We start from the raw sequence: 25,477 nt of genomic DNA on the forward strand, positions 1-25,477 counted from the left end.
AATATAAATTTAACCTTTGAAAATGTGAATAATCAAGGCATTTAGTGGATTTTTTATTTTTGTTATTTGGGTGGTTAATTTGTTTGATTTATTTTTCTGAAAATTTGTCTAATTTGTCATTGCGAGAATTTACGAGCGTGAAATTTGTCTAATCTGTCATTGCGAGCTTTCGTAGAAAGCGAAGCAATCTACGAGTGCAAACCACCAGACGATATAATCCGTGTCATTGCGAGACGGCAACGCCAGGGGAGCAATCCAGTAAAATTTATGGAGAATTACAAAAATTTTATGAATTTTAAATTCCAATAAATTTTTCTGTGAATTAAAATTTATTTGAATTTCCCTGGATTGCTTCGCTACGCTCGCAATGACAGCAAATTCGGCGCAAAAATTTTAAAGTCGTAGATTGCCACGCTCGTTACACTCGCTCGCAATGACAAATTAAGAGTTAAAAAATTCCCTGGATTGCAACGCTGGGCTCGCAATGACAAAATAAAGTAAATTTACTTCGCTTACAATGACGATAAGATTTCGGCGCAGTATTTCAGGGTGACAGATTATGTGTCATTGCGAAAAGCCAAAACCTACATATATTTTTCTAAAACTTTTGGGATTTCTATAGTGCCGTCAGCGCGTTGGTAGTTTTCCATGACAGCGATTAGTGTGCGCCCTACTGCCAAAGATGAGCCATTTAGCGTATGCACTAACGCATTTTTCTTATTTTCATCTTTATAGCGAATTTTCGCGCGTCTTGCCTGAAAATCACGACAATTTGAAATCGAGCTAATCTCTCTATATTTGTTTTGTCCCGGAAGCCAAACTTCCAAATCAATCGTTTTTGCCGCACTAAAACCAAGATCGCCGCTACAAAGCACCATGTGGCGGTGCGGCAAGCCCAAAGAAGCTAGTAAATCACTAGCGCAAGAGACCATTTCATCTAACATTTTTGCGCTATCTTCTGGCTTCGTAATCGCTACAAGCTCGACCTTTTCGAACTGATGCTGACGAATCATGCCCCTAGTATCGCGCCCGGCACTCCCTGCTTCTTTGCGGAAGCAGTGGCTGTAACTCGTAAGCTTTATCGGCAAATTCGCACTTTCGATGATTTCATCATTAAATAAATTCGTCGCCGTAACTTCGCTCGTAGGTATGAGATACAAATTTAGCTCGTCGCTATCTACTTTGTAAAGATCGTCTTTAAATTTGGGTAGCTGTCCTGTGCCGTAAAGTATCTCATCACGCACCAAAAATGGCATATTTACAAGCTCAAAACCACGGCTATTGTTAAAATCGATCATATAATTTATAAGCGCCATATTTAGCTTCGCACCAAGCCCGCGAAGCGCGGTAAAACGGCTACCGCTAAGCTTCACGCCTCGTTCGAAATCTAGCCAACCAAGGCTTTCGCCAAGCTCGAAATGCTCTTTTGGCGTAAAGTCAAATTTACGCGGTTCTAGCACGGTTTTTACGCAGACATTTTCATTTTCATCTGCGCCAAATGGGACATCATCATCGATGATATTTGGCACGACGGCTGCCACACTATTTAGCTTTTCTTCGCACTCGCTGACTACTGTGCCGAGTTCTGCGATTTTTGCCTTGTTTGCGTCAAGTTCGGCTTTTAGGGCTTTCGTGTCGCCACCATTTCGCGCGATTACGCCCATTTCTTTGCTTTTGGCGTTTTGCACGGCTTGCAAATTTTCCAAATTTGTCTTTTTTTCTTTTAACTCATTATAAGCATCAAGTAGGCTTTTTAGCGTGTCTGCGGGGACTTTTTTGGCGATTAGTTTTTTATTAAATTCGTCAAAATTTGTTTCGATTAGTCGTAAATTTATCATATCTTTCTCCGTGAAATAAAAATTTTTGGATTTTAGCGAAATTTTACTTTAAAAATATAAAGTGGGCAAATTTAAGCGAAATTTTATAATATCTAAAAATTTTTAGTGTTATTTTAAGCTAAATTCTGTAATATTACGAAACTAAAATTTTTCACAAGGAGCAAATATGAAATTTAAAATTTTATCCCTTCTAACCTGCGCCGCAACAGCGTCATTTGCGCACTTTGGCGTAGTTTTGGCAGATAGTGATACTATCGAAGATGAGAGCAAAAACAAGCTAAATTTAGTTTATGAATTCACTCACCCTTTCGAGCAAAATCGCATGAATTTAGAAATTCCAAATGTGGCTGAAATTTGGATAAATGGCGAGAAAAAGCCGTTTTTGCAAAATTTAAAAGCGCAGAAAGAGGGCGAAAACGCTTATTTCACAGCCGAATTTGAGGTAAAAGAACCGGGCGTTTATCAATTTTACTTCGATCCTAAGCCATATTTCGAACCAGCCGAGGGAAAATTTATCCGCCACCAAAGCAAAACCATAATCGACGCTTACGGATATGGCGAGGGCTGGGACGAGCCAGTGGGGCTAAAAGCCGAAATCGTGCCACTTACGCGCCCGTTTGGCCTGTATGCGGGAAACTCATTTTGCGGGACAGTATTATACAAAAATACCCCAGCTAAGGGCGTAGAAGTCGAGGTCGAATACTACAACAAATCCGCCCTAAAAGCCCCTAGCGAGGACCATATCACGCAGGTTGTAAAGACTAATGCAAACGGGGAATTTTGCTTTACGATGCCTCTATCTGGGCATTGGGGCTTTGCGGCGTTAATAGACGATGACGAAAAAATCGCGCACGAGGGCAAGGAATATGGCGTCGAGCTTGGCGCGGTGCTTTGGGTGCAGACCAAAGACTACGAAAAATAGGGATTTGCGCGTGAAATTCAGCATAAAATTTGGAGCGAAATTTAGTATGAATTTAAGCAAGAAATTTGGCATAAATTTTACCTATAAATTTAGCTCAAATTTGAGCTAAATTTCATTTAAAATTACGAAATTTAGGACATTAAATGCACATTAGCGAAGGCGTTTTACCAAGCGAAATTTTAATCTCAGGCTGGGCGATAAGTGCGCCCGTGGTGGCGTATCTCGCATACCGCTTAAAAGTGGAGAAAATCCCGCAAGTAGCGTGCATGAGCGCGATTTTTTTCATCGCTTCATTTATCCATTTGCCAGTGGGCGCAAGCTCCGTGCATTTGATTTTGGGCGGATTAATCGGCGCAGTATTGGGTGCTGACGCGATTTTAGCGATATTTGTGGGGCTCATGCTTCAAGGGGTTTTCTTTGGCTTTGGTGGGATTACGATTTTGGGTGTAAATACCGCAATCATCGGCTTTCCAGCCGTTTTGGGCGCAGTGTTTGTGCGTGCGTGGCGAAATGCTAAAATGCCCACCACGACGGCATTTTTCCTAGCAGGAGCGGTGCCGATACTCATCTCGACGCTACTTTTGGATTTAATCCTTTTTGCTAGTGGCAAGGAATTTTACACAATCATCACGCTAATCTCGCTAGAATCGGCAGTTTTGGCGGTTTTGGAGGGGATTATCGCGCTGTTTGCGCTGAAATTTATCGTGCGCGTAAAAAAGGAAATTTTGCTATGAAAAGGCTCATTTTTGCGCTGTTTGCGTTAGCTTTGGCAAATACTGCCCTGGCTCACTCGCTCAAAGTTTTCGCCAGCCAAGACGGGGAAAATGTGCGCATAAAAAGCTTTTTTTACGGCAATTCGCCCTGCCAAAACTGCGATGTGAAAATCAGCCAAAACGGCGCAGTATTACTGGAATCAAAAACCGATAAAACTGGCGTTTTAAACCTAGATTTGGGCGCTGGGGAATACGAAATCGAAATTTACGGCGGCGCAGGTCATGCGAAAAAAATAAATTTTAAAGTGGAAAATGCGGTGGAAAATTCGCAAAATTTGCAAAGCCAAAATTTAGATCAAAATTCTAGCGAAATTTTGCAAAATTCGCTTGAACCAAAAAATTCATCAAACCAAAATTTATTAAATTTTGCGCTTAGTTTGGCTATAATTCTCGCGATTTTTGGCGCACTCTACGCCATAAAAAAACGCAAATAAGGATCAAAAATCAAAACTTTTAACCCCTGCCAAAACGCCGCAATTAGCCTACTTTGCTTTGTGATTTATAGCTTTTTTGTCGCACTTGGGGGCAAAATTTATCTTAGCTATTTTTTGCCAGTTTTGGCTCTTTTGGTGCTAAATTTCGCCGATTTTAAAGAGATTTTTAAAAAACTTGCGATTTTAAATATTTTTGTATTTTTTATGATACTAAGCGCGCTAATAGCGCAAAATTCGCACTTTGCACTGCTTGTGTTTTTTCGAGCAAATTTGATTATGCTTTTTGCAATTTTGATTTTTTGGAAGAGAGACGAGTATTTTTTGGCACGCGGGGTGCGAAATTTAGGGCTTGGGGATAAAATTTCATCTATTTTTTATTTTTGCGTGAAATTTATCGCGTTTTTGCGTGCGGAGTTAGAACGCCAAAAAACCGTGCTTTTGGTGCGTGGATTTATGGCGAAAAGTTCGATTTTTAGCTACAAAACCTACGCAAACTGCGTCGCGCTACTGATTTTAGGGGCGTTAGGCAGGGCAGAAAATCTGCAAAATGCCCTGATTACGCGCGGATTTAGCGGGAAATTTTTCTTCGCCAAAGAGAAATTTGGCGCACTTGAAATCGGATTTTTATTTTTTGTATTAATTTGCCTTTTTGCAAGGCTTGGAGAGATGATTTGAGCTGTTCGGTAAAACTTAGAAATTTAAGCGCGAAAATGGGCGAGAGAGCCCTTTTTGCGGGGCTAAATTTAGATGTCGCGCACAAGGAAAAAATCGTAATCTTGGGCGAAAATGGTCGTGGTAAAACCACGCTTTTGGAGATTTTGTGCGGGTTAAGGGCACCTAGTAGCGGAGAGATCGAGATTTTTCACGAAAAAATTTCTAGCGTCAAAGAGTTTGCGAAATTTCGCCAAAATATCGGGTTTTTGTTTCAAAACTCCGACGAGCAATTCATCTGCGCCAATGTCTTTGACGATGTCGCATTTGGGCTTAGGGCGCGAAACGAAGCGATAAAAAAGGGGCAAAACGGGGGCACAAAAAAGGCTAAAATTTTAAAATTTTTCCGTAAAAATTCGGGCGAAAATTTAGAGCAAAATTCCAGCGAAAATTCCAGCGAAATTTTCACCACGCCACACAATCACCACATAAAACCACGAAAAATTTTAAGCGAAGACGAGATAAAAATCCAAGTTGATGAGATTTTGCAACGCTTTGGAATCTCGCATTTAAGGGACGCCGTGCCGTATCATCTAAGTGGTGGCGAGAAAAAACTCGTAGCACTTGCTGGGGTGATCGTGTGCGAGCCTGAGATAGTTTTGCTCGATGAGCCCACGACTGGGCTTGATTTTGCTATGCAATCGCGCGTCGCAAAAATCCTCAAAAACCTCGATATTAGCGAGATTATCGTGAGCCATGATGAGAAATTTATAGGTGCTGTGGCGGATAAAATTTACACATTGGGCGAAGAGGGATTATTTGGCATAAATGGCGAGCCTTGCGGGATTTGAACCACGCGTTTCTACACTGAGAATGTAGCGTCCTGGGCCGCTAGACGAAAAGCTCAAAAAATATGAATTATACTATTTTTTTGCTAAATTTTGCTTTTACTCTAAATAAAATTAAAAATTTCGGCAAATTTAAATGCGAAATTTGCCGAAATTTAGCTATTTGCTGTGTAGTTGCGTCTCTACAATCTCTTTTTTGCAAGTTTGTAAATCTACCCTATAAAGAAACGCCGTGTAAATCGGCGCATAGGTATATCCATTGAAAACAGTGCCATTTTCTTTTAAGCCATATTTGAAACATAAAGTCTCTCCAACTTTTGCCACGATTGTTTCGCCCCACTCGGGGATACCAACATAAATTTTCGTTTGTATATTTGCAGGAATTTCGACTTTTGCATACGCCCCGTTGCTTATCGTGCCGATTTCTTTCGCACCATCTCCATTATCATAGTAAGCCGTAGTGCGCACCAACGCCCCCATGGCACTTGTTTGTCTATAAACATAAACTATGGCATTATTATTTTGCGGTTCGACAAAATGCTCAAATTTCGCGCCTTTTGCACCACAACCACTCAAAAAAATCGCAAAAAGTATATAAAATATATAAATTGTTTTAGGCATTACAACCCCTTTAAATTTCAAAATTCAAAGCCCTTTTAATCGCCAAAATTTCATTTATATTTTTTTCTAATTCGTCTAAATTTAGCATATTTGGCCCATCGCACAAGGCTTCGCATGGATTTAGGTGTGTTTCGTAGAAAAATCCATCGACCCCCACGCTAGCAGCTGCGCGCGCTAGATATGGCACAAATCTCGCGTCTCCGCCACTTGTCGCACCGTTTGCGCTTGGCATTTGCACGCTGTGTGTCGCGTCGAAAATCACAGGCGCGAACTCACGCATTATCGGGAAACTTCGCATATCTACGACCAAATTTCCGTATCCAAAGGTGCTTCCCCTCTCGCACAGCCACACGCCGTTTTCTTTGGCAGCCTCGTAACCTGCGCTTTTTACGCCACGCGTTTCAAGGACTTTTTTCACGCTGTGATTCATCGCCTGCGGTGCGAGAAATTGCCCTTTTTTGATATTTACTACCGCTTTTGTTTTAGCAGCGGCTACGAGCAAATCAGTCTGTCGGCACAAAAACGCCGGGATTTGCAACGCATCAGCGACCTCCGCCACAGGCGCAGCTTGATTGCTTTCGTGAATGTCGGTTAGGATTTTAAATCCAAATTTTTCCTTCACTTCGGCTAGTATTTCGCAGCCCTTTTTAAGCCCTGGACCACGGAAGCTTGCGATACTCGTGCGGTTTGCCTTATCAAAACTGCTTTTAAAATAAAAATCGATCCCGTCCATTTCGTGAAATTTGCGAAGCTTCTCAGCCACCGCGAAAATTAGCTCTTTGCTTTCGATGACGCAAGGTCCTGCGATTAAAATCATTTTCTATCCTTTGTTTAAATTTCGGCTATTTTAACCAAATTTAATTAATAATTAATCTTAATACGGCTTGCCAAACATCTTCTCGTAATGCTCGTAAAATCGCTTGTAGTAGGGGTTGGAGTAGCGTTTGCGCATGCCGTAATTATAGCACTCGATTGTGTCTTTTATATTTTTGTTTTTGGCGTTCCAGCATTTGCGCAGGATTTTGGCGCATTTTGTGAGATTATAAACGGGGTTGAAGATATAATCAATCTCGCTTTTGTCGAAATTTACGGCGTTTAGCTGCCCAAGTCCCACATCGATAGGAAAGCCGTCTTCGTAGAGTTCTTTTGCGATTTGGATTGCGTAGGCTTCGTTTATGGGGTGGATCGCCACGACCCATTTGGAGCGATTCAGGCTGTAATTGCTAGTGCGAATTCGCGCATTTGGACTGCTTAGGGTGGCGAAATAATCGGCGTTTGCTTTGTTTGTGAGAAATGAAATCGCAAAGGGGTTAAAATCGCTTTCGATTTTTACGATTGTGTATAAAATTTCGGGTTTGACACCCTCATTTGTGGCGACATACGCGATGGAATTTGTAATATCTGCGTGCGAATACCCAAACAATCGTAATGAAAAAAATAAAATCAGTATAAAATTTCTCATAACTCTTTCTTATTAAATTTAGCTTTGCGTGAGTATAGCAAAAAATTCGATTTTTTTCTCCAATTTAAGCGAAATTTAATATCAATCGATATATAATCACACTTCATTTTTAATAAATGGTCGCTTAGCTCAGTTGGTAGAGCGCCACCCTTACAAGGTGGATGTCATAAGTTCGAGTCTTATAGCGACCACCACTTGTGCGATGGTAGTTCAGCTGGTTAGAATGCCGCCCTGTCACGGCGGAGGTCGTGGGTTCGAGCCCCATCCATCGCGCCACTTACTTTACAATCCGTGTCTTGCTAGCTCAGTCGGTAGAGCATCTCACTTTTAATGAGGGGGCCGTTGGTTCGAATCCAACGCAGGACACCACTTTTTTATCCACATAATTTTTAATCCTTAAAGTGTTTGGCTTAAAACCTATATAAATTTTATTTTTCTTTTGATATAATCGCCAGATTTCAATTTTTGGGTATTTTATGAAAAATTTCTTTTTGCTAATTTTCTTTTTTTCGTTTGCAAACTCGCAAGAGCTACTAAATGGCTACATAGAGGCTGAATTTACCTATATTTCACCGTATAATTCTGGGATTTTAGATGAAATTTATGTGCAAAAAGGGCAAGAAATTTCTCCCGCAGATAAACTTTTTTGCGTAGATAAGGCTCTTGGTGAAGCGAATTTAAAAATCGCCCAAAACGAGCTAATCAAGGCAAAATCAAACTACGAAAATTTAATCAAAGGCAAAAGACAAAGCGAAATCTCTGCCCTAAATGCCCAGTTAAATTCCGCTAAAATCGCACTCGAAAACGCACAAAAAGAGTTTTTTAGAGCGCAAAAACTTTTCAAATCAAACACCATAAGCAAATCCGAATTCGACCAAAAATCTGCGAATTTCGACACGGTAAAAGCCAAAGTCGCGGAATTCGAGGCAGTGTTACAAACAGCTAACCTTGGCGCAAGAGACGATGAAATCGAAATCGCAAAAACAAACATCGCCATTGCTGAGCAAAATTTAGAAAAAACAAAATTAATCTTTGCCAAAAACACAGCCGTCTCGCAACACAGCGGTCAAATTTACGATATTTATTTCAAAAAAGGCGAATTTGTCGGCGCAAATAGCCCGGTTTTATCGATTTTAGAACCGCAAAATATCAAAGTCAGATTTTTTGTGCCACAAAAAATCCTTGCGAAGCTCAAAATCGGCGATGAAATCGGAGTTTTGTGCGACGGCTGCGAGGGCGAAAAACCAGCTGTGATCTCGTATATCTCGCCAAGCGCCGAATTTACTCCGCCCGTGATTTACAGCGTCGCAAGCAGAGAAAAAATGGTCTTTATGCTCGAAGCCACCTTTGCGCCAAACACCGAATTAAAGCCGGGTTTGGGCGTTAGCGTGAGAATAAAATGAGCGAATTTGCAATCGATGTTAGCGAGCTAAGAAAAAGTTTCGGCGGCAAAGAGGTCATAAAAAATATCTCGCTTCAAGTCCCGCGTGGCAAAATTTACGGATTTTTAGGCCCCAACGGCAGCGGCAAAACCACGACAATCAGGCTAATTTGCGGACTTTTGACCCCAGATAGCGCAAAAGGTCAGGTTTTAGGATACGATGTTTTGACCCAAAGCGATAAAATCCGCGAAAAAGTCGGCTATATGACCCAAAAATTCAGCTTTTGGGAAGATTTGACGATAAGGGAAAATTTAGAATTCGTAGCCCAAATTTATCAAATTCCAAATTCGAAAACAATCATCGACGAAACACTCGCAAACTTAGGCCTTATGGATAGACAAAATCAGCTAAGCAGGGGACTTTCTGGTGGTTGGAAACAAAGACTTGCGCTTAGTGCTTTGCATACTGCACAAGCCTGAAATTTTGCTGCTTGATGAGCCCACGGCAGGCGTCGATCCAAAGGCTAGGCGCGAGTTTTGGGACGAGCTTGGCAGGCTCAAGGACGAGGGAATTACCACGCTTGTGAGCACGCACTATATGGACGAGGCTGAGCGTTGCGATGAGTTGGTCTATATCGCAAATGGCAAAATCGTCGTCAAAGGCACTCCAAAAAGCGTCGCTAGGCAAACTGGGCTTTTTTCGTTTATACTTGGCGGAATAAATTTGGCAAATTTGGCGCAAATTTTGCAAAACATGGACGAAATCACCACAACAGCGATGTTTGGAGAGAGTTTGCGAATTTGTGGCGAAGATGAGCAAAGGCTAGAAAAAATCCTGCAAACCTATAAATTTAAGCACGAACTTTCGTGGCAAAAAAGCGAGGTTTTGCTAGAAGATGCCTTCGTGTATTACCTAAAAAAGGCGCTTAAATGAGGCTAGCGCGCATAAAAGCCCTCGTCAAAAAAGAGCTAATCCAGCTAAGGCGCGATAAAACCACATTTGGCATGGTCGTGGCGATCCCGATAATTTGGCTTTTGATGTTTGGTTACGCCATAAATATGGACCCCAAAAACCTGCCCATGGCGCTTAATTGCAGGGACAATTCGCCGCTTAGCAGAAGCATTGTAAGTGGGCTTGAAAATTCTGGCTATTTTAGGATAGTCGCCGAAATCTCAGATGACAAAACCGGCGAAAAGCTCCTAAAACAGGGAAAAGTTTTGTTCGTGCTAAATATAGGCGAAAATTTTACCAAGGGTATAATCCGCGCTGAAAATCCTAAAATTTTGCTTCAAGCAGACGCTAGCGATCCAGTGGCTGTATCGTCGGCTATAAGCGCGATTTCTGGGGTCAGCCAAAGCGTGATAAATAAAGAATTTAAAGGAAATCTGGCTCATCTGCGCACCAAAAATCCGCCATTTGAAATTCTGCTTCACCGAAATTTCAACCCAGAGGGATTTACGAGATACAACATAATCCCTGGGCTAATCGGCATGGTTTTGATTTTTACCGGCGTTATGATGACGGCACTATCGCTGACAAGGGAGCGCGAGCTAGGCACGATGGAAAATCTGCTCTCCATGCCAGTAACCCCGCTCGAAGTGATGATTGGCAAAATCACGCCGTTTGTTTTCATCGGCATTGTGCAAACCTCTCTCATAATCATAATGGCGAAATTTCTCTTTGAAGTGCCTATTTTAGGCTCTTTGGCACTGCTTTTTTTCTGTTCGTTTATTTTCATTGTTTGCAATTTGGCATTAGGATTTTTGATATCGACAATCGCCAAAAACCAGACCCAAGCCCTGCAAATGTCGGTTTTCGTAATGCTTCCATCAATGCTATTAAGCGGGTTTATGTTCCCATTTTTAGGCATGCCAAGCTGGGCGCAGTTTTTGGGACAGTGTTTCCCGCTGACATATTTTTTGCGAATTTGTCGCGCGATAATGCTAAAAAACGCGCAATTTGTCGATGTTTTGCCAAACCTTGCCCCACTTTGCCTAATCGTGCTTGTAATCACCGCCCTGACGCTAAAAGCCTACAAAAACACATTGGACTGAGAAATTTAAGCATTTTTTGATAAAATATATCGTTATTGAAATTTATAAATCCCGTAAAAAGGATATTTATGCAAAATAAAATCGCAAATACGCTATTTATTCCATTAATCGCAAGAATTCATGCAAGTAAAAATTTCAAGCAGTATTTTTACGATGAGACGGCGATGAAATTTGAAGATAAAATCCCGCAAAAATTCCTAAAAATTTCGTCCGAATACGAGTCTTTGGCTTCTGCGGCAAGATACTATGAAACCGACATTATGATAAAGGATTTCATTGCCACGCATGGCGTTTGCAATGTCGTAAATTTGGGCTGTGGCTTGGAGACTTTGGCGTTTCGTTTCGGCAAAAATGGGGCTAGATTTTACAGCGTTGATTTGGCGGAAGTTATCGAATTTAGGCAAAATTTACTCCCACAAAATGATAATGAAACTCTGATTAGTGGCAATATGTTTGATATGAAATGGACAGAAATTTTAGATAAAAGCTTGCCTACGATTTTTGTCGCAAACGGCGTTTTTATGTATTTTACCGAGACAAAAATACTAAATTTAATCGCAAATTTAAAGGCAAATTTTAAAAATTCCGAGCTCATTTTTGACGCTACGACAAAATTTGGCATACGATGCGCGAATTTTTATGTAAGTAGATTTGGCGAAAATATGGCTAAAATGGAGTTTTGCGTGCAAAATGGGGGCGAATTTGCCAGTAAGTGCGAGTGTGAAATTTTAAGCAAAACGCCGTTTTTCGCCACTGCACGAAAAATGCTAAAAAATAAAACAAAACTCTCCACTCGCCTTATAATGGCGTTTGTGGATAAATTTAATTTGGCGTTTATTTTGAGATTAAATTTGCGAAAAAAATAAAAAGACGGGCAAAACGCCCGTCAAATTAAAAATTACTCCCACTCGATAGTTGCAGGTGGTTTGGACGAAATATCATAAACTACTCTATTTATGCCTTCTACTTCGTTTATAATGCGACGTGAGCAGTTTTCTAGCAGGTCATAAGGAAGACGCGAAAAACTAGCCGTCATGCCGTCGCTCGCATCGACTACGCGGATACAAACTGCATTTTCATAAGTGCGGTTATCGCCCATGACGCCGACACTTCTGACATTTAATAACACGCAAAATGCCTGCCAAGTTTTATCATACCAACCGCTCGATTTTAGCTCTTCTCTTAAAATCACATCGGCTTTGCGAAGTAGCTCTAAATTTGGCGTATTTACTTCGCCCATAATGCGAATCGCAAGGCCCGGTCCCGGGAAAGGGTGGCGGAATACGACATCTCGCGAAAGTCCTAGTTCGAGCCCTAGCTGGCGCACTTCGTCTTTGAAAATTTCACGCAATGGCTCGATTAGCTCAAATTTCATCCACTCAGGCAGTCCGCCTACATTGTGATGGCTTTTTATCGTTTTACTTGCCCCGCTTGGAGAGCTTTCGATCACATCGGTATAAAGTGTGCCTTGTGCTAGGTATTTTACATTTTCAAATTTTTTAGCTTCCTTATCAAAAACTTCGATAAAAGTCTCGCCGATGATTTTGCGTTTTTTCTCTGGCTCAGTTACGCCTTTTAAGCGGCTTAAAAACAGCTCACTCGCATCGACGCTGATTAAATTTACGCCAAGTTTGAGCTTAAACATCTCTTCGACTTGCCTTGCTTCGTTTGTGCGAAGTAGTCCGTTATCTACAAAAACTACGATTAGATTCTCTGGCACTGCGTGGGCAAGGAGAGCTGCCACCACGGAGCTATCTACGCCGCCGCTTACCGCACAAAGGACTTTATCATTGCCTACTTTTGCTTTGATTTTTGCGATTTGCTCTTTTGCGAAACTTCCCATATTCCAAGTGCTACTTAACCCGCAAATCTCTTTTGCAAAATTCTTTAAAATTTGATTGCCAAATTCTGAGTGTTGCACCTCTGGGTGGAATTGCAATGCGTAAATTTTCTTCGCGTCATTGCCAAACACGCACCACTCGCTCTCGTCCGAACACGCCAAAACCTCGAAATCCTCTGGCAGGCTAGCGACCTTGTCCGAGTGGCTCATCCACACGGTCGAGTTATCGCTCACGCCGTTAAAAAGCTTGTTTGAACGAAGTAGTTTTAGGCTTGCTTTGCCAAATTCTTTTTTCGCTGCTGGCACGACAGAGGCACCGAAATGTTGCGCGATTAGCTGCATACCATAGCAAATCCCAAGTATCGGCAAGCCTAAATCAAAAATTTTCTCATCACAAAAATAAGCGTCCTTTGCATACACGCTCGCTGGCCCACCGCTTAAAATCAAGCCTTTTGGGTTTTTCGCCATAATCTGCTCGATTGAGGCGTCAAATGGTATGAGTTCTGTATAAACACCTTGTTCGCGAAGCCTACGCGCGATAAGTTGCGTGTATTGCGAACCAAAATCCAAAACTAAAATGTCAGCTGTTTGCATATTTTCCCTTCATTAAAATTTCACTGATTATAACTAAATTTAGCCATTATTTGGTTACCTTGCTCGAATTTGAGTCTGTGCTATAAAACGGATCGGCTTTGTATCCGCACCCACTAAGCAAACCTAAAATAAAAAATGCTAAAATCAACTTATGGAAACTAAAAGTATTAAACAAATCATTGCACATGTAAAAAATAGTCCTTTATACGCCAAATTTCGTGCCAGAGAGAGTTTTATTAAAATTTTGCCCAAAAACTGGCAAAAAATCATAGCCTTTATCTACACCAAAAATGACATTTTGATGATAGCTGTGAAGCACCCAGCAGGACTTCAAGAGCTAAAACGAGATAGTAGTATAAAACTGATAAAAGATATATTAAAAATCTTTGCCAGCGTGCATAAATTTGGCGAATTTCACCCTGATATGGATGTGAAAATTTTCGTCGCTACCAAAACAATGAGCAAAAAGCGCAAGCAAGAACTCGCCCAAAAAAAAGCAAGTAGTAGCGATGTGCGCGTGGCAGAGAAATCACAGGGCAAATTCACAAACAATATCAAAGATGAAAAAATTCATAAAATTTTTGAAGAAATAAGAGAGATTATCATTGCTAATCGACGAAATCAAATCCCTGCCCGCTAATCCCGGCATTTATCAGTATTTCGGCGCAGACGGGAAATTGCTCTATGTGGGCAAAGCAAAGGTGCTAAAAAACCGCGTCAAAAGCTATTTTAGCTTCACTCCCGCGCTCGCTCCAAGCCCGCGCCTTGGCGCTCGAATCGCCAAAATGATAAGCGAAGCTGTGCATTTAGAATACATCATCACCCCAAGCGAGAGCGACGCGCTGATTTTGGAAAATTCCTTTATCAAACAGCTCAAACCCAAGTATAATATTCTTTTGCGCGACGATAAAACATACCCTTATATCTATATAAATTTAAACGACGAATTTCCGCGCTTTGAAATCACGCGCAAGGTGATAAAAGGGGCGAATATTCGGTATTTTGGTCCGTATTTTCACGGCGCGAAGGAAATTTTAGAGACGCTTTATATGAAATTTCCGCTCGTGCAGAAAAAAAACTGTATCAAAGATAAAAAAGCCTGCCTATTTGCGCAGATTGGTCGCTGCAAAGCCCCGTGCGAGGGCAAAATTTCAAGTGGCGAATATAAAAAAATAGTCGAAGAGGCGTTAAATTCGCTCAAAAATCCGCAAAAAATGGTGCCATATCTAAGCTCGCTAATGCTTAAATTTGCCGAAAATGAAAATTTCGAAGAAGCTGCCAGTATGCGCGATAAAATCGAAATTTTAAAGCAAATGAATATCAAAGTCGAGGTGGATTTAGCAAAGTTAGATGATTTTGAAGTATTTGCGATTGCTGGGGAGGCAAATTTGATTTGTGCTGTGCATTTTAGCGTGAGAGAGGGCAAAATTTCAGCCTCGAACTATCACATTTCTCACCTAAAAAACGCAAACGATGATGACGCGAAAAACGGCTATAAACAGCTCATTTTAAGCGCGTTTCCAGGGGGTTCGCCAGTAGCGTGCTCTAAAATTTATTGCTACGCCGAATTTGACGACAAGGCGCTTGTGAGCGAAATTTTAGCCAGCAGGCATGGCAGAAATTTTAGCATTATCGTCCCAAAAATCGGCGAAAAACGCAAAATTTGCGAAATCGCCTACCAAAACTGCCAAATAAACATAAAAAAATATCTCAAAACACATGATTATGGATTTTTAGCGGAATTGAAAGATTATTTTGGTTTGCAAAATTTGCCTGTAAATATTGAAATTTTTGATAACTCGCACATGTTTGGAAGTGCGCCAGTAGGGGCAATGGTCTGCTATAAAGAGGGCGAGTTTTTCAAAGAAAATTATCGCCACAAACACCTAAGCTCAAACAACGACTACGACCAAATGAAGGAATATCTCACCTCGCGTGCGCTTAAATTTGACGAGCTTGGCGCGCCTGATTTGTGGGTGATTGATGGCGGCGAAGTTTTGTTAAATTTAGCTTGCGACATTATTTCTAGCGTTGGAGCAAATGTCGATGTAATCGCGATTTCAAAGGAAAAATTGGGCGCCAAAGCTCACCGCGCCAAGGGATCGGCAAAGGATAAAATTTGCACAAATAGTGGAATTTTTGCACTCCAACCAAACGATAAAAAATTACAATTTTTCCAAAAATTAAGGGACGAGGCACACAGATTTGTGATCTCATTTCATCAAAAAACAAAACGCAAAAATGACTTAAATAGCTCAAAGCTCCTAAATTTGGGGCTTACGCAAGGCAAAATCAAAAAACTTTTGGATTTTTACGGAAGTTTTGAAAATATATATTTGGCAAATTTTGATGAAATAAAAAGCTTAATCGGACAAAATTTTGCTGAAAAATTGTTCAAATTCCGCCCATAAAATAGGCAAACAAAGCTACCTTTAAAGATTTTTAGAGTAAAATCCGAGATTAAATCTTTGAAATACAGTTTTCATTTTTCTTTGTAAAGCTTATTTTGAGGTTGAAATTTCACTTTTTTGCATTTTGCAAAATACGAAGGATGTTTTATGAGACTAAATACTTCTAGCGCTCTTAAAATGGTTGCGTGGGTTCCACTTTTAATCATTTTTGTCGTTGCGTCTTGGTATTTGTATGATGCTGCGAGGTTGTATAAAATCAACGAAAACCTCAAGCATAAAGTCGATATCTCAGCTGCTTTGTATGACTTCTACGAGGAGTTTGCCAAAGAGCGTGGTATCACAGCGGCGTATCTAGGTAGCGGTAACAATGTCGGTCTTGGCTCTGTTCTTAAAACACAACGCGCCAAAACTGATAAAGCATGGCAAGATTTCCTTGACTATCACGCTCAAACACACGAACAAGACAATGCTCTTCACCAACTTTTCATCGAGCACTCAGAGGCACAATCTGCTGCGATTAATCAAATTACAAATTTGATTGGCAGACTTCCTGAGATTAGAAAGAGCATTGATAATCGTGACAAAGTGTTCGTTGAGTTATTCGAGGAATATTATGATAAGTTTGACGAGCAATTGACTGCCTTCCGTGATACTATCAACGAAAACTTGTATTCAGCCGATGTTGGTACTCTATCGCTTACTCTTGCAAACATGTATGACACGATCTCTGGAACAGCTGCGGTTCGCGATGTCAGTATCGAATACATCATCTCAGGTAGCCCACTTCCTAGGGAAGAGATTGATCACTGGAAAGAGCACGCATGGCAATCAGAAATGCCTGACCTAGTCATCGCTACTCACTATGCTGCTACTGGTGAAGATATCGGTATTAAAAACGAGCTAGAAGAGTATTTCGCTAAACCTGAAAATGAGCAAATCGCCGAAAATGCACAAAATGCAATGAGAACGATTGAAACTCAATTAGCAACTGGCGAGTATGATATTCCATTTAACGAGTGGTTTAGTATCCAATCTAAAAAATATGCAATGCTAGATGAAGCTGTTAAAATGGCTTCTAACGCACTACAAGAGCGTGTTGATATTCACTCAGCGCAACAACTTCAAACATTGATTTTCGCTGCCGCTGCGTTCTTGCTATCACTTATCCTAGTTGGTTTCTCAATCGCCGTCGTTAGACGCATTAACAGAAACATCAACGACCTTGGAAGGGTTCTTGGTAGAGTTGGTGAGCTTTCTAACAACAACGAGCAATTCGATATCAACACAGCTGACGGTATCGACAAAGCCTACTCACTTATCGAGGACGCGATCGACTTCATTGCCTTGCAAAAAGCAGAAGCTGAGGATGCCAACAAAGCGAAATCTATCTTCCTTGCGAATATGTCACACGAGATTAGAACTCCGCTTAATGGTATTATCGGATTTACAGAGTTGCTCAAAAACACAGATTTGGACGAAGAAAAACGCGATTATGTCGATACAATCGAAAAATCATCTGAAAACCTTCTAACCATCATTAATAACATTCTTGATGTTTCTAAAATCGAAAGCAATAAAGTTGAGATTGAGGATATTTTATTCAACCCAATTCAAGATTTCGAGAGTGCTGTTGAGATCTACGCTGCAAAAGCTGCCGAGAAAAACATCGATATCTTGCTTTACATTGACCCTACGCTGGTTCATCACCTATACGGCGATATTACTAAGATTAAAGAAGTTCTTATCAACCTTATGTCAAATGCCGTTAAATTTACACCAGAGCAAGGTAGCATTGCTGTCAATATCGTCAGAGAAGAAGAGAAAAACCCTGGCGAAGCTATCGTAACATTTAGCGTCGAAGATACAGGTATCGGTATCTCTGAGGATAAACTAGCAAATGTATTTAACGCCTTCTCACAAGCTGATTCTACAATCACTAGAAAATACGGCGGAACCGGTCTTGGTCTAACCATTTCATCTAAATATGTTGCGATGATGGGTGGTAAGTTACAAGTTAAATCAACAGTTGGTAAAGGAACGAAATTCTTCTTTACTCTACCACTTAAAGAGACTCAAAAATCAGACGCAGAAGAGATGTTTGCTCACATCAGCGGCTTAAATTTCGCACTTCTAGCAGATCCTAACGATGTAATGTATAGCGATGTCGTTAAGAGATATGTAAATAATCTAGGTGCAAAAATTTCAGTCTTTAATTCAAGCGCACAACTTCGCTCTGCACAAAACAACAACTCTTTTGACGCGTTGATTACTAGATTTAAAAACTATGGCGATGTAAGCAATACTACGATTTTACCTACAATCCTAACTCTAAAACCAAAAGAGTTACAAAGTATTAGCATTACAAACCCTAGAATTTTCACTCTATCTGAGCCAGTGAACTTATCAAAACTAGGCAAAACAATAGATAAAATTCTAAAATCTGGTTCATTAAAAGCTAGACCAGCGGCAGCAGCAGCGGCAGCGCCAGTAGTAGAAGAGCCTAGCCTATCTGCTATCGCTGATGAATCACCAATTATCCCAGATATCACTCTTGATGAATCGCCAATCATCGAGGAAAGCCCTGTCGTAGAAACTCCGATAGTTGCAGAAGAGATGATTATGGATGAGGCTCCACTAGCCGTAGAAGAGCCAAAAATAGAAGAACCAAAAATAGAAGAGCCAAAACCATCTAGCTCATCAGCAGATGAATTGCGTGCTATTTTACAAAACAGACACAGAGGCACAGCTAGCGAAGCAAGCTTCGTATCTACACCAGAGCCTGCAATCTCAGAGCCAGTTGTAGAACCTAGCGTAAGCATCGAGCCTGAAATCCCAGAGATTAGAACTGATATTTCTGATATCACTCTTGATATCCCTGAAACACCAAATGTCGAGGTAGAAATTCCTGAGATTACAATTGAAGAGCCAGTTGTGGCACCAGTTGTAGAACCAGAAAGCCAAGAGATTGAAATTTCAGATATCGAAGCTCAAATCAGCGAGCCAGAAGTAGCAATTCAAACTCCTGAGATCAAAGTAGAAGCTCCAAGCGTAGAAGTTAGCGCTCCTGTGGTAGAACCGGTAGTAGAGCCTGAGCCAGTAGTCGAGCCAGTTGCTGCGGTTGTAGAACCAGTAGTAGAACAAGCAGTTGAGCCAGTCGTAGAAAAAGTAGTCGAGCCAGTGATAGAAACAGTCGCTCCTGCCGCAGTAGCTACTACACAAAGAGTAATCGAAGAAATCATCGAAGTTCCTGTTACAATCTATGAGGAAGTTCAACAAGAAGAGACAATTATGGTTGAAGAGGAAGTTGAAGTCGAAGAGGAAGTTGAAGTTCCTGCTGAGCACAATCCAAACGATGACAATGTTCCTATGGTTAATCGCAAATACGCTGCTAAAATTCTAATCGCAGAGGATAATGAAATTAACCAAAAACTTATGAAGCACACATTAAACAGCTTCGAAATGGATTTAACGATCGTAGAAAACGGCTTGCTAGCACTAGAAGCTAGAAAATCAGGCGAAGAGTATGATTTGATTTTTATGGATATTTCAATGCCTGTAATGGACGGTATCGAAGCAACAAAACAAATCAAACAATACGAAGCAGATAACAACCTACGCCATATCCCAATCGTAGCTGTTACAGCTAACGCGCTAAAAGGCGATAGAGAGAAATTTATGGCAGCTGGCTTAGATGAGTATTGTACAAAACCGATCAAAAAAGACATTTTGGCTAATATGCTTAATGACTTTATTGGTGACAAACGCTCTGACGCGGCTCCTGCTGGTGGCACAGTCAAACAAATAGTCAAAAAACTTGTAAAACGCCAAGTTCCAAAAACTATTCTAAAAACCGTGAAAGTGCCTAAAACGATAATGAAACAAGTTCCTAAGAAAACTATCATTAATGAGCCAGTAGCACAAGCTGTGAAAGCAAAAGATGTCTTGATTTGTAAAGCAAATGTCATGGAAAGCAAAATTTTCGCAAGCATTTTGAAACACCAATACAAAGATGTTGATATGGCTGCAAATTTTGAGCAACTAATTTCTATGGCAACTAACGATAGCTACAAATTGGTATTGATAGATAAAAAACTAGCTGGTATCGATTTCGCTGCCCTAGAAAATCTACACCAAAAAGCGCCAAATACAAATCTAGTATTGTTCTCTAACGACAACGACGAGAACCCTGCATTTAGCGAAGTTGTTACTTACAACATCACTAAATCTGGCCTAGAAAAACTTGCGCAAAAATATATATAAGGGATAGTTGATGAAAGAATTAAAAGTTTTGATGATTGATGATGACCTTATAAATTTGAAACTATTAGAAGTTATGATAAAAAAATATGGTAAATTTACCACAATCCTCCAAGCCAAAAACGGCTTGGACGGATTGGCCGTATTAGAGGCAGAGCCAGTGGATTTAGTCCTACTTGACATTGTTATGCCTGTAATGAACGGCTTAGAATTTTTAGATAACTTGCATTCTAGGGAGCATATCGCACATATTCCTGTAATAGTTTTAACCACAGATGAAACTGCAAAAAGAGAGGCTTTAAATAAAGGCGCGTATGACTTTATGACTAAGCCAATCGATTATTCAGATTTACAACGCAAGCTAGATGATGTTATGAACATAATCGGTGATTAATTTCACCGATTTTGTCCTTGTAGCTCAGCTGGATAGAGCGCAAAATTCCTAATTTTGAGGCCGTGAGTTCGAATCTCGCCAGGGACACCACCTATTGAATTTCAAATCAAATTTATTAAAATTTAACCCCTTTATAAAGCACAAAACGCTATAATCGCGCCAAAATTTTAAGGATAATAGTGAGAATCGCACTTTTTGGCGGGAGTTTCGATCCGCCTCATGCTGGACACGACGCGATAGTAAAAGAGGCTCTAAGCGCAAATTTAGCCGATTTGCTAGTGATTATGCCAACTTTTATAAATCCGTTTAAGTCCGAATTCACAGCCCCTCCGAGCCTGCGCCTAAAATGGTGTCAAAGCCTTTGGGGTGAGCGCGAAAATATCCTTATTAGCGATTACGAAATCTCGCAAAACCGCAAGGTTGCGACTATTGAAAGCGTGAAATTTTTAAAGCAAAAATTTAACCCTAGCCAAATTTACCTCATCATCGGCGCAGACAATCTCGCCGAGCTTGAAAAATGGCAAAATTTCGAGCAGTTGCGAGATTTGGTTTGCTTCGTGATCGCCACCAGAGAGGGCGCTAGTATCCCCATAAAATGGGCGAATTTGCCAAAAATTAATATTAATGTTAAAATCTCTTCCTCATCTTTTCGCGCTAGCTTAAAAGGCGAAATTCCAGCGCAAATCAAAGATGAAGTAATAAATTTTTATAAAGGAAAAAAATGCAAGAAGTAAGACAAAGAGCCGAAAAAATCGCACACATCCTAAGCGAGAAAAAGGCAGAAAATCCCCAAGTCATCGACATGAGCGATAAAGAATACATCGCGAAATTCGTAGTCATCGCCACCACTTTCACAGGTCGCCACGCATACTCGCTAATCGAGGAGCTCAAAACCGCTCTCAAACCCGCTGGTGAGGAGTTTTTGGCTATTGAGGAAGGCGATGATTGGAGCGTCGTTGATCTTGGAGATATCATCGTTCATCTTATGAGCGATACATACCGCACCAAATACGATATCGAGGACTTTTTAGCAAAACTTAAAAAAGAAGAGTTCTAATGGAGCGTCAAACTTGGAGTAACAAACTCACCTATATCCTAACCGTCGCAGGCGCAACAATCGGCTTTGGCTGCACCTGGCGTTTCCCGTATTTAGTCGGCGAAAACGGCGGTGGGGCGTATGTTTTTGTATTTTGCGTAGCGATGATTGCGCTTGGAATTCCAATGATTTTGGTCGAAAATGTCATCGGACGCAGGGCGCTAAGAAATTCAGTCGATGCCTTTGGTGTGCCAAAACTTAATGGCGAGAAAATCTCGCAAAAATGGAAAATCGTAGGCATTATGGGGCTAATTGGCGCGTTTGGAATTTTGGCTTATTATATGGTGCTTGGCGGCTGGGTTCTGACATACATTATCAACATAATCAATGGAAATTTCAATCTCTCCGCCCCGATAACAGACCCAAAATTTACGGAAAATTTCTACAACGCAAATATCGAAAACAACCCGCTTTGGATCGGAATTTACACATTTATTTTCGTGGCAATTAACTGGTATATCCTAAAAAAGGGCATAATAGATGGAATCGAAAAATTTGTCAAATTTCTCATGCCAGCACTTTTTTTGTGCTTTATCGCGGTTATTGTTACGAATTTGACCCTGCCTAGCGCGACAGCGGGCGTGGGATTTTACCTTAGCATTGATTTTGCCAAAATCACGCCAAAGCTTCTAATCGATGTGCTAGGGCAGGTATTTTTCGCCCTATCTTTGGGCTTTGGCGTTATGATTACCCTTTCTAGCTTTTTAGACAAGGAAGAAAATTTAATCCAAACCGCCACACTCACAGCCGTGATAAACACAATAATTGCGGTGCTTGCGGGATTTATGATTTTCCCTGCGCTCTTTTCTGTGGGCTTAGAGCCTACAAAAGGCACGAGGCTAGTATTCGAATCCCTACCTATCGCGTTTTCGTATATGCCATTTGGCAATCTAATCGGCGTCGTGTTTTTATCGATACTACTCATCGCCGCCCTTACCACATCGCTTACGATTTATCAGGTTTTGATAAATTATGTCGAGGAAAAATTTGGTCTTAGCACCACGAAATCCACAAATATCGTGCTTTTGGCTATTTTCGTGCTAGGAAATATCCCTTGCATACTTTCAAGCAATATCTTGGGCGATGTGCAAATTCTATCTCGCTCGATATTTGATGCGTTTGACTTCGTGAGCGCAAATATTTTCTTTGTCCTAACAGCCTTGATGTGTAGCCTTTATGTGGGCTGGGTGCTAGGCGATGACGCCGTGCATGAGCTCACGAACGGCGGAAAACAAGGCGCAGGTTTAGCCAAAATTTGGCTAGTATATGTGCGATTTGTGCTACCACTAATCATAGCGGTCGTCTTTGTGTATGGAATTTTTGGATAGAAATTTATGATTTTATTTTTTCTTACAATGTTTCCGATTTCGCTAATGCCGGGCATTAATATGATTTATGCGCTAAATTTAGGCATGTCGCATGGATACGCGCGCTCGCTTCCTGCGCTCATAGCCCAAACTATCGGTATTGCGCTCGTTTCACTTGCTTGCATTTTAGGTATTGCTGGGCTTTTGATAACGCACCCAAGCGCACTTTTTGTAATCAAGGTTTTGGGCGGAATTTACATTTTATATCTTGGAATTTCGCTTTTTAGAAGCAACGGAAAATTCGAAGAAAAAGAGCAAAAAATAGAGAAAAATTTATTCGCGCAAGGCTTTGTGATTTCTACGACAAATCCCAAAGCATGGATATTTTTCGCCGCGATTTATCCTAAATTTATCAATGCTAACCAAATTTTGGGTTATTACAACTTCGGCTTAATCGGCATAATGTGTCTAAGCGAGATTATCGCGCTTAGCGTGTATTCGCTCGGTGGAACGATTTTGAAAAATTTGCTTAAAACGCATTTGCGATATTTAGAGATTTTTTGCGCGATTTTAATGTGCGTAATCGGAATTTTGATGATTTTTAGATGATTTAAGGAGGGAAAATGGCAGAGAGGTATAAAGGCTACAATTTTAGGCTAAAAGATTCGCTTTTAGGCGTGCAATTTTTATTCGTAGCATTTGGTGCGCTTGTTTTGGTGCCGATTTTGACAGGACTTGATACTAATGTCGCGCTATTTACGGCTGGTATCGGAACGCTTGTTTTTCAGCTTTGCACGAGAAAGCAGGTCGTGCCGATATTTTTGGCTAGTTCGTTTGCGTTTATCACGCCGATAACTTTCAGTGTATCACAATGGGGCGTGAGTGCGACAATGGGCGGATTAATGGCGGCAGGTTTGCTCTATGTCGCACTTAGCTTTGTGGTTAGATACAAGGGCGATGGCTTCATACACAAGCTCTTACCCCCAGTCGTCGTGGGTCCTGTCATCATCGCAATCGGCCTAATCCTAAGCCCGACAGCCGTAAATATGGCTATGGCAAAAGACATCGACGCAATCCCGCAAACCACCGCGCTTATCATCGCTTTTATCTCGCTAATCGCCACGATAATCGCCATAATGTTTGGCAAGGGTATCATCAGGCTAATACCGATTTTATCTGGTATTTTTGTAGGATACATCGCCTCGCTATGCTTTGGAATCGTGGATTTCTCGCCCATTAGCAACGCAAAGTGGTTTTCCGTGCCAAATTTCAGCGCACCAAGCTTTAATCTCAACGCGATTTTATACATGCTTCCAATCGCCATAGCCCCTACAATCGAGCATATCGGCGATATTTTGACGATTAGTAATGTAACAAAGGAAAATTTCTTAAAAAACCCAGGACTTAAAAGCACGCTTTTGGGCGATGGTTTGGCGACCACGGCAGCAGCGTGTTTTGGTGGTCCGCCAAACACCACTTATAGCGAAGTTACAGGCGCTGTGCGCTTAACCAAAGCCTTCAACCCAGCCATTATGACATGGACAGCCATAACTGCGATTTTGCTTGCATTTGTGGGCAAGCTAGGGGCATTTATCGCCACAATCCCGGTGCCTGTCATCGGCGGAATTATGATTTTGCTCTTTGGAATCATCGCTTCTGTGGGCATGGAATCTCTCATCAAAGCCAAAGTTGATCTATCAAATCCGCGAAACATGGTCATAATCTCGCTAATCTTGGTCGTTTCAATCGGCGGGTTGGTGCTGGATTTTGGTTTTGCTAAATTTAGCGGCATTGGCCTTGGAGCAATCGTGGGCGTGGTTTTAAATTTAGTTCTACCAAAGGTCGATAAAATCGAAGAAATGGACTTCGAGCAGCTAGAAAGCGACGAAGAATAAACTCAAAATTTAAAGATAAATTTGCAAAAATTTATCTTTAAATTCCTACTAAAATTCCAAATAAAACAAAATTTGTAATAAATTATAATTATGTAACATTTTAAGCAAATTTATTGATTTAAATCAATAAATTTTTACTAAATCGTGCTAAAATACCAACTTAACAAATTTTAAATGAAAGGAGTGCTTTGATTACTAACAAATCATCACAGAAAAAGCCTTTTTCTGTAGCCGGCCTCATTCTTTCAGCCTTGATAGGCTTAGTGTTTGGCTTCGGTGTTTTTACATTTGTCTATGCAGACGGCCTAGTGCATCTTAGCAAAGATCCAATCGCCTGTAAAAAATGCCATGTCATGAACCAAGTCTATGAGAGCTGGGAAAAAGGTGGTCACCAGCATGTCGCTACTTGTGGTGATTGCCACTTGCCACACGACTTTGTCGGCAAATGGCTGATGAAAGCAGAAAGCGGTCTTCACCATGGCTATGCTTTTACTTTCAAGGACAACCCGGTAGCTTTTTCAGCTAGCCCTAAGAGCAAAGCAATCGTGCAACAAAACTGCATCGAGTGCCATAAAGAGTATGCTGAACCAGCGATTCACGCTAAACAAGCAGGTGGCTCAGATGTCCAAAACGAAGCCCTTAGTTGCGTATCTTGTCATAGACAAGCCGGACACGCCCATAATTATTAAAATTTAAAT

The 25,477-nt window shown here is 40.9% G+C and carries 25 protein-coding genes and 5 tRNA genes; 24 read left to right on the forward strand and 6 right to left on the reverse strand.

Annotation, left to right across the window (positions count from 1 at the left end; genetic code table 11):
• Positions 1–584: 584 nt before the first annotated feature.
• Positions 585–1,838 carry a serine--tRNA ligase gene (serS, locus tag PF027_RS06255; RefSeq protein ID WP_270872773.1) on the reverse strand — a complete coding sequence of 418 codons (1,254 nt, stop codon included), beginning with the start codon at positions 1,836–1,838 and terminating at the stop codon, positions 585–587.
• Between the two features lie 166 nt (positions 1,839–2,004).
• On the opposite strand from serS, the gene PF027_RS06260 reads away from it, so the two are divergent.
• The 5 genes from PF027_RS06260 to PF027_RS06280 all read left to right on the forward strand — a co-directional run bounded on the left by PF027_RS06260 (position 2,005) and on the right by PF027_RS06280 (position 5,469).
• The gene (locus tag PF027_RS06260; protein WP_270872774.1) at positions 2,005–2,760 is read left to right on the forward strand and encodes a DUF4198 domain-containing protein; all 756 of its coding nucleotides are present in this window, start codon (positions 2,005–2,007) and stop codon (positions 2,758–2,760) included.
• A gap of 143 nt (positions 2,761–2,903) precedes the next feature.
• Positions 2,904–3,494, forward strand: a complete 591-nt coding sequence (gene cbiM, locus PF027_RS06265) for a cobalt transporter CbiM (protein WP_270872775.1) — start codon at positions 2,904–2,906, stop codon at positions 3,492–3,494.
• A complete protein-coding gene (locus PF027_RS06270; RefSeq protein ID WP_270872776.1) occupies positions 3,491–3,967 on the forward strand; it encodes a hypothetical protein in 477 nt (158 codons plus the stop codon). The genes cbiM and PF027_RS06270 overlap by 4 nt, the downstream gene beginning before the upstream one ends.
• Before the next feature lie 60 nt (positions 3,968–4,027).
• Complete coding sequence (locus PF027_RS06275; RefSeq protein WP_270877242.1) at positions 4,028–4,642, forward strand: energy-coupling factor transporter transmembrane component T; 615 nt, start codon at positions 4,028–4,030, stop codon at positions 4,640–4,642.
• 35 nt (positions 4,643–4,677) lie between these two features.
• The gene (locus PF027_RS06280; protein ID WP_270872777.1) at positions 4,678–5,469 is read left to right on the forward strand and encodes an energy-coupling factor ABC transporter ATP-binding protein; all 792 of its coding nucleotides are present in this window, start codon (positions 4,678–4,680) and stop codon (positions 5,467–5,469) included.
• Here the strand turns inward: PF027_RS06280 and PF027_RS06285 are convergent.
• The 4 genes from PF027_RS06285 to PF027_RS06300 form a co-directional block, all read right to left on the reverse strand.
• Positions 5,448–5,524, reverse strand: a tRNA-Glu gene (locus PF027_RS06285). The two genes, PF027_RS06280 and PF027_RS06285, sit on opposite strands and share 22 nt — an antisense overlap.
• A 101-nt stretch (positions 5,525–5,625) precedes the next feature.
• Complete coding sequence (locus PF027_RS06290) at positions 5,626–6,087, reverse strand: hypothetical protein (protein WP_270869198.1); 462 nt, start codon at positions 6,085–6,087, stop codon at positions 5,626–5,628.
• A gap of 10 nt (positions 6,088–6,097) precedes the next feature.
• Complete coding sequence (gene kdsA / locus PF027_RS06295; RefSeq protein WP_270872778.1) at positions 6,098–6,904, reverse strand: 3-deoxy-8-phosphooctulonate synthase; 807 nt, start codon at positions 6,902–6,904, stop codon at positions 6,098–6,100.
• 57 nt (positions 6,905–6,961) lie between these two features.
• Entirely contained in the window at positions 6,962–7,549 is a 588-nt protein-coding gene (locus tag PF027_RS06300; RefSeq protein WP_270865254.1) for a transglycosylase SLT domain-containing protein, read from the reverse strand.
• A 118-nt stretch (positions 7,550–7,667) separates the two neighbouring features.
• Here PF027_RS06300 and PF027_RS06305 point away from each other — a divergent pair.
• The 8 genes from PF027_RS06305 (at position 7,668) to PF027_RS06340 (ending at position 11,851) form a co-directional block, all read left to right on the forward strand.
• Positions 7,668–7,743: transfer RNA gene (locus tag PF027_RS06305), tRNA-Val, on the forward strand.
• Positions 7,744–7,748: 5 nt separating this feature from the next.
• Positions 7,749–7,825 (forward strand) — tRNA-Asp (locus PF027_RS06310).
• A 17-nt stretch (positions 7,826–7,842) separates the two neighbouring features.
• Positions 7,843–7,918 (forward strand) — tRNA-Lys (locus tag PF027_RS06315).
• A 107-nt stretch (positions 7,919–8,025) separates the two neighbouring features.
• Positions 8,026–8,952, forward strand: a complete 927-nt coding sequence (locus PF027_RS06320) for an HlyD family secretion protein (RefSeq protein WP_270872779.1) — start codon at positions 8,026–8,028, stop codon at positions 8,950–8,952.
• Entirely contained in the window at positions 8,949–9,410 is a 462-nt protein-coding gene (locus PF027_RS06325; RefSeq protein WP_270872780.1) for an ABC transporter ATP-binding protein, read from the forward strand. Before PF027_RS06320 ends, PF027_RS06325 begins: the two co-directional genes overlap by 4 nt.
• Positions 9,358–9,864: an AAA family ATPase gene (locus PF027_RS06330; RefSeq protein WP_270872781.1), complete on the forward strand. Its 507-nt coding sequence runs from the start codon at positions 9,358–9,360 to the stop codon at positions 9,862–9,864. The genes PF027_RS06325 and PF027_RS06330 overlap by 53 nt, the downstream gene beginning before the upstream one ends.
• Positions 9,861–10,985 (forward strand): ABC transporter permease, encoded by a 1,125-nt coding sequence (locus PF027_RS06335; protein WP_270872782.1) that lies wholly within the window; start codon positions 9,861–9,863, stop codon positions 10,983–10,985. Before PF027_RS06330 ends, PF027_RS06335 begins: the two co-directional genes overlap by 4 nt.
• Before the next feature lie 68 nt (positions 10,986–11,053).
• Positions 11,054–11,851 (forward strand): class I SAM-dependent methyltransferase, encoded by a 798-nt coding sequence (locus PF027_RS06340; RefSeq protein WP_270872783.1) that lies wholly within the window; start codon positions 11,054–11,056, stop codon positions 11,849–11,851.
• Between the two features lie 32 nt (positions 11,852–11,883).
• On the opposite strand, the gene guaA is transcribed toward PF027_RS06340, so the two are convergent.
• A complete protein-coding gene (gene guaA / locus PF027_RS06345; RefSeq protein ID WP_270872784.1) occupies positions 11,884–13,419 on the reverse strand; it encodes a glutamine-hydrolyzing GMP synthase in 1,536 nt (511 codons plus the stop codon).
• A gap of 151 nt (positions 13,420–13,570) precedes the next feature.
• Between guaA and PF027_RS06350 the strand changes: the two genes are divergently transcribed.
• From PF027_RS06350 to nrfH, 11 genes are all read left to right on the forward strand, one after another.
• Positions 13,571–14,059, forward strand: coding sequence for a hypothetical protein (locus tag PF027_RS06350; protein ID WP_270862134.1), 489 nt, complete (start codon positions 13,571–13,573; stop codon positions 14,057–14,059).
• Positions 14,025–15,830, forward strand: coding sequence for an excinuclease ABC subunit UvrC (gene uvrC / locus PF027_RS06355; protein WP_270877243.1), 1,806 nt, complete (start codon positions 14,025–14,027; stop codon positions 15,828–15,830). Before PF027_RS06350 ends, uvrC begins: the two co-directional genes overlap by 35 nt.
• Before the next feature lie 147 nt (positions 15,831–15,977).
• The gene (locus tag PF027_RS06360) at positions 15,978–20,090 is read left to right on the forward strand and encodes an ATP-binding protein (protein ID WP_270877244.1); all 4,113 of its coding nucleotides are present in this window, start codon (positions 15,978–15,980) and stop codon (positions 20,088–20,090) included.
• A gap of 10 nt (positions 20,091–20,100) precedes the next feature.
• Positions 20,101–20,481: a response regulator gene (locus tag PF027_RS06365; protein WP_270859672.1), complete on the forward strand. Its 381-nt coding sequence runs from the start codon at positions 20,101–20,103 to the stop codon at positions 20,479–20,481.
• A 13-nt stretch (positions 20,482–20,494) separates the two neighbouring features.
• A tRNA-Arg gene (locus PF027_RS06370) sits at positions 20,495–20,571 on the forward strand.
• A gap of 89 nt (positions 20,572–20,660) precedes the next feature.
• A complete protein-coding gene (nadD, locus tag PF027_RS06375) occupies positions 20,661–21,215 on the forward strand; it encodes a nicotinate (nicotinamide) nucleotide adenylyltransferase (protein WP_270872788.1) in 555 nt (184 codons plus the stop codon).
• The gene (rsfS, locus tag PF027_RS06380; RefSeq protein WP_270872789.1) at positions 21,203–21,538 is read left to right on the forward strand and encodes a ribosome silencing factor; all 336 of its coding nucleotides are present in this window, start codon (positions 21,203–21,205) and stop codon (positions 21,536–21,538) included. Before nadD ends, rsfS begins: the two co-directional genes overlap by 13 nt.
• The gene (locus PF027_RS06385) at positions 21,538–22,905 is read left to right on the forward strand and encodes a sodium-dependent transporter (protein ID WP_270872790.1); all 1,368 of its coding nucleotides are present in this window, start codon (positions 21,538–21,540) and stop codon (positions 22,903–22,905) included. Before rsfS ends, PF027_RS06385 begins: the two co-directional genes overlap by 1 nt.
• Positions 22,906–22,911: 6 nt before the next feature.
• A complete protein-coding gene (locus PF027_RS06390) occupies positions 22,912–23,493 on the forward strand; it encodes a LysE family translocator (RefSeq protein WP_270872791.1) in 582 nt (193 codons plus the stop codon).
• A gap of 14 nt (positions 23,494–23,507) precedes the next feature.
• Positions 23,508–24,779: a uracil-xanthine permease family protein gene (locus PF027_RS06395; protein ID WP_270872792.1), complete on the forward strand. Its 1,272-nt coding sequence runs from the start codon at positions 23,508–23,510 to the stop codon at positions 24,777–24,779.
• Positions 24,780–25,042: 263 nt separating this feature from the next.
• On the forward strand, positions 25,043–25,468 hold the full coding sequence (gene nrfH, locus PF027_RS06400; protein WP_270877245.1) for a cytochrome c nitrite reductase small subunit: 426 nt from the start codon (positions 25,043–25,045) through the stop codon (positions 25,466–25,468).
• The last annotated feature ends 9 nt before the right edge of the window (positions 25,469–25,477 follow it).

This window comes from Campylobacter sp. VBCF_01 NA2, assembly GCF_027797205.1.
Classification (GTDB): domain Bacteria; phylum Campylobacterota; class Campylobacteria; order Campylobacterales; family Campylobacteraceae; genus Campylobacter_B.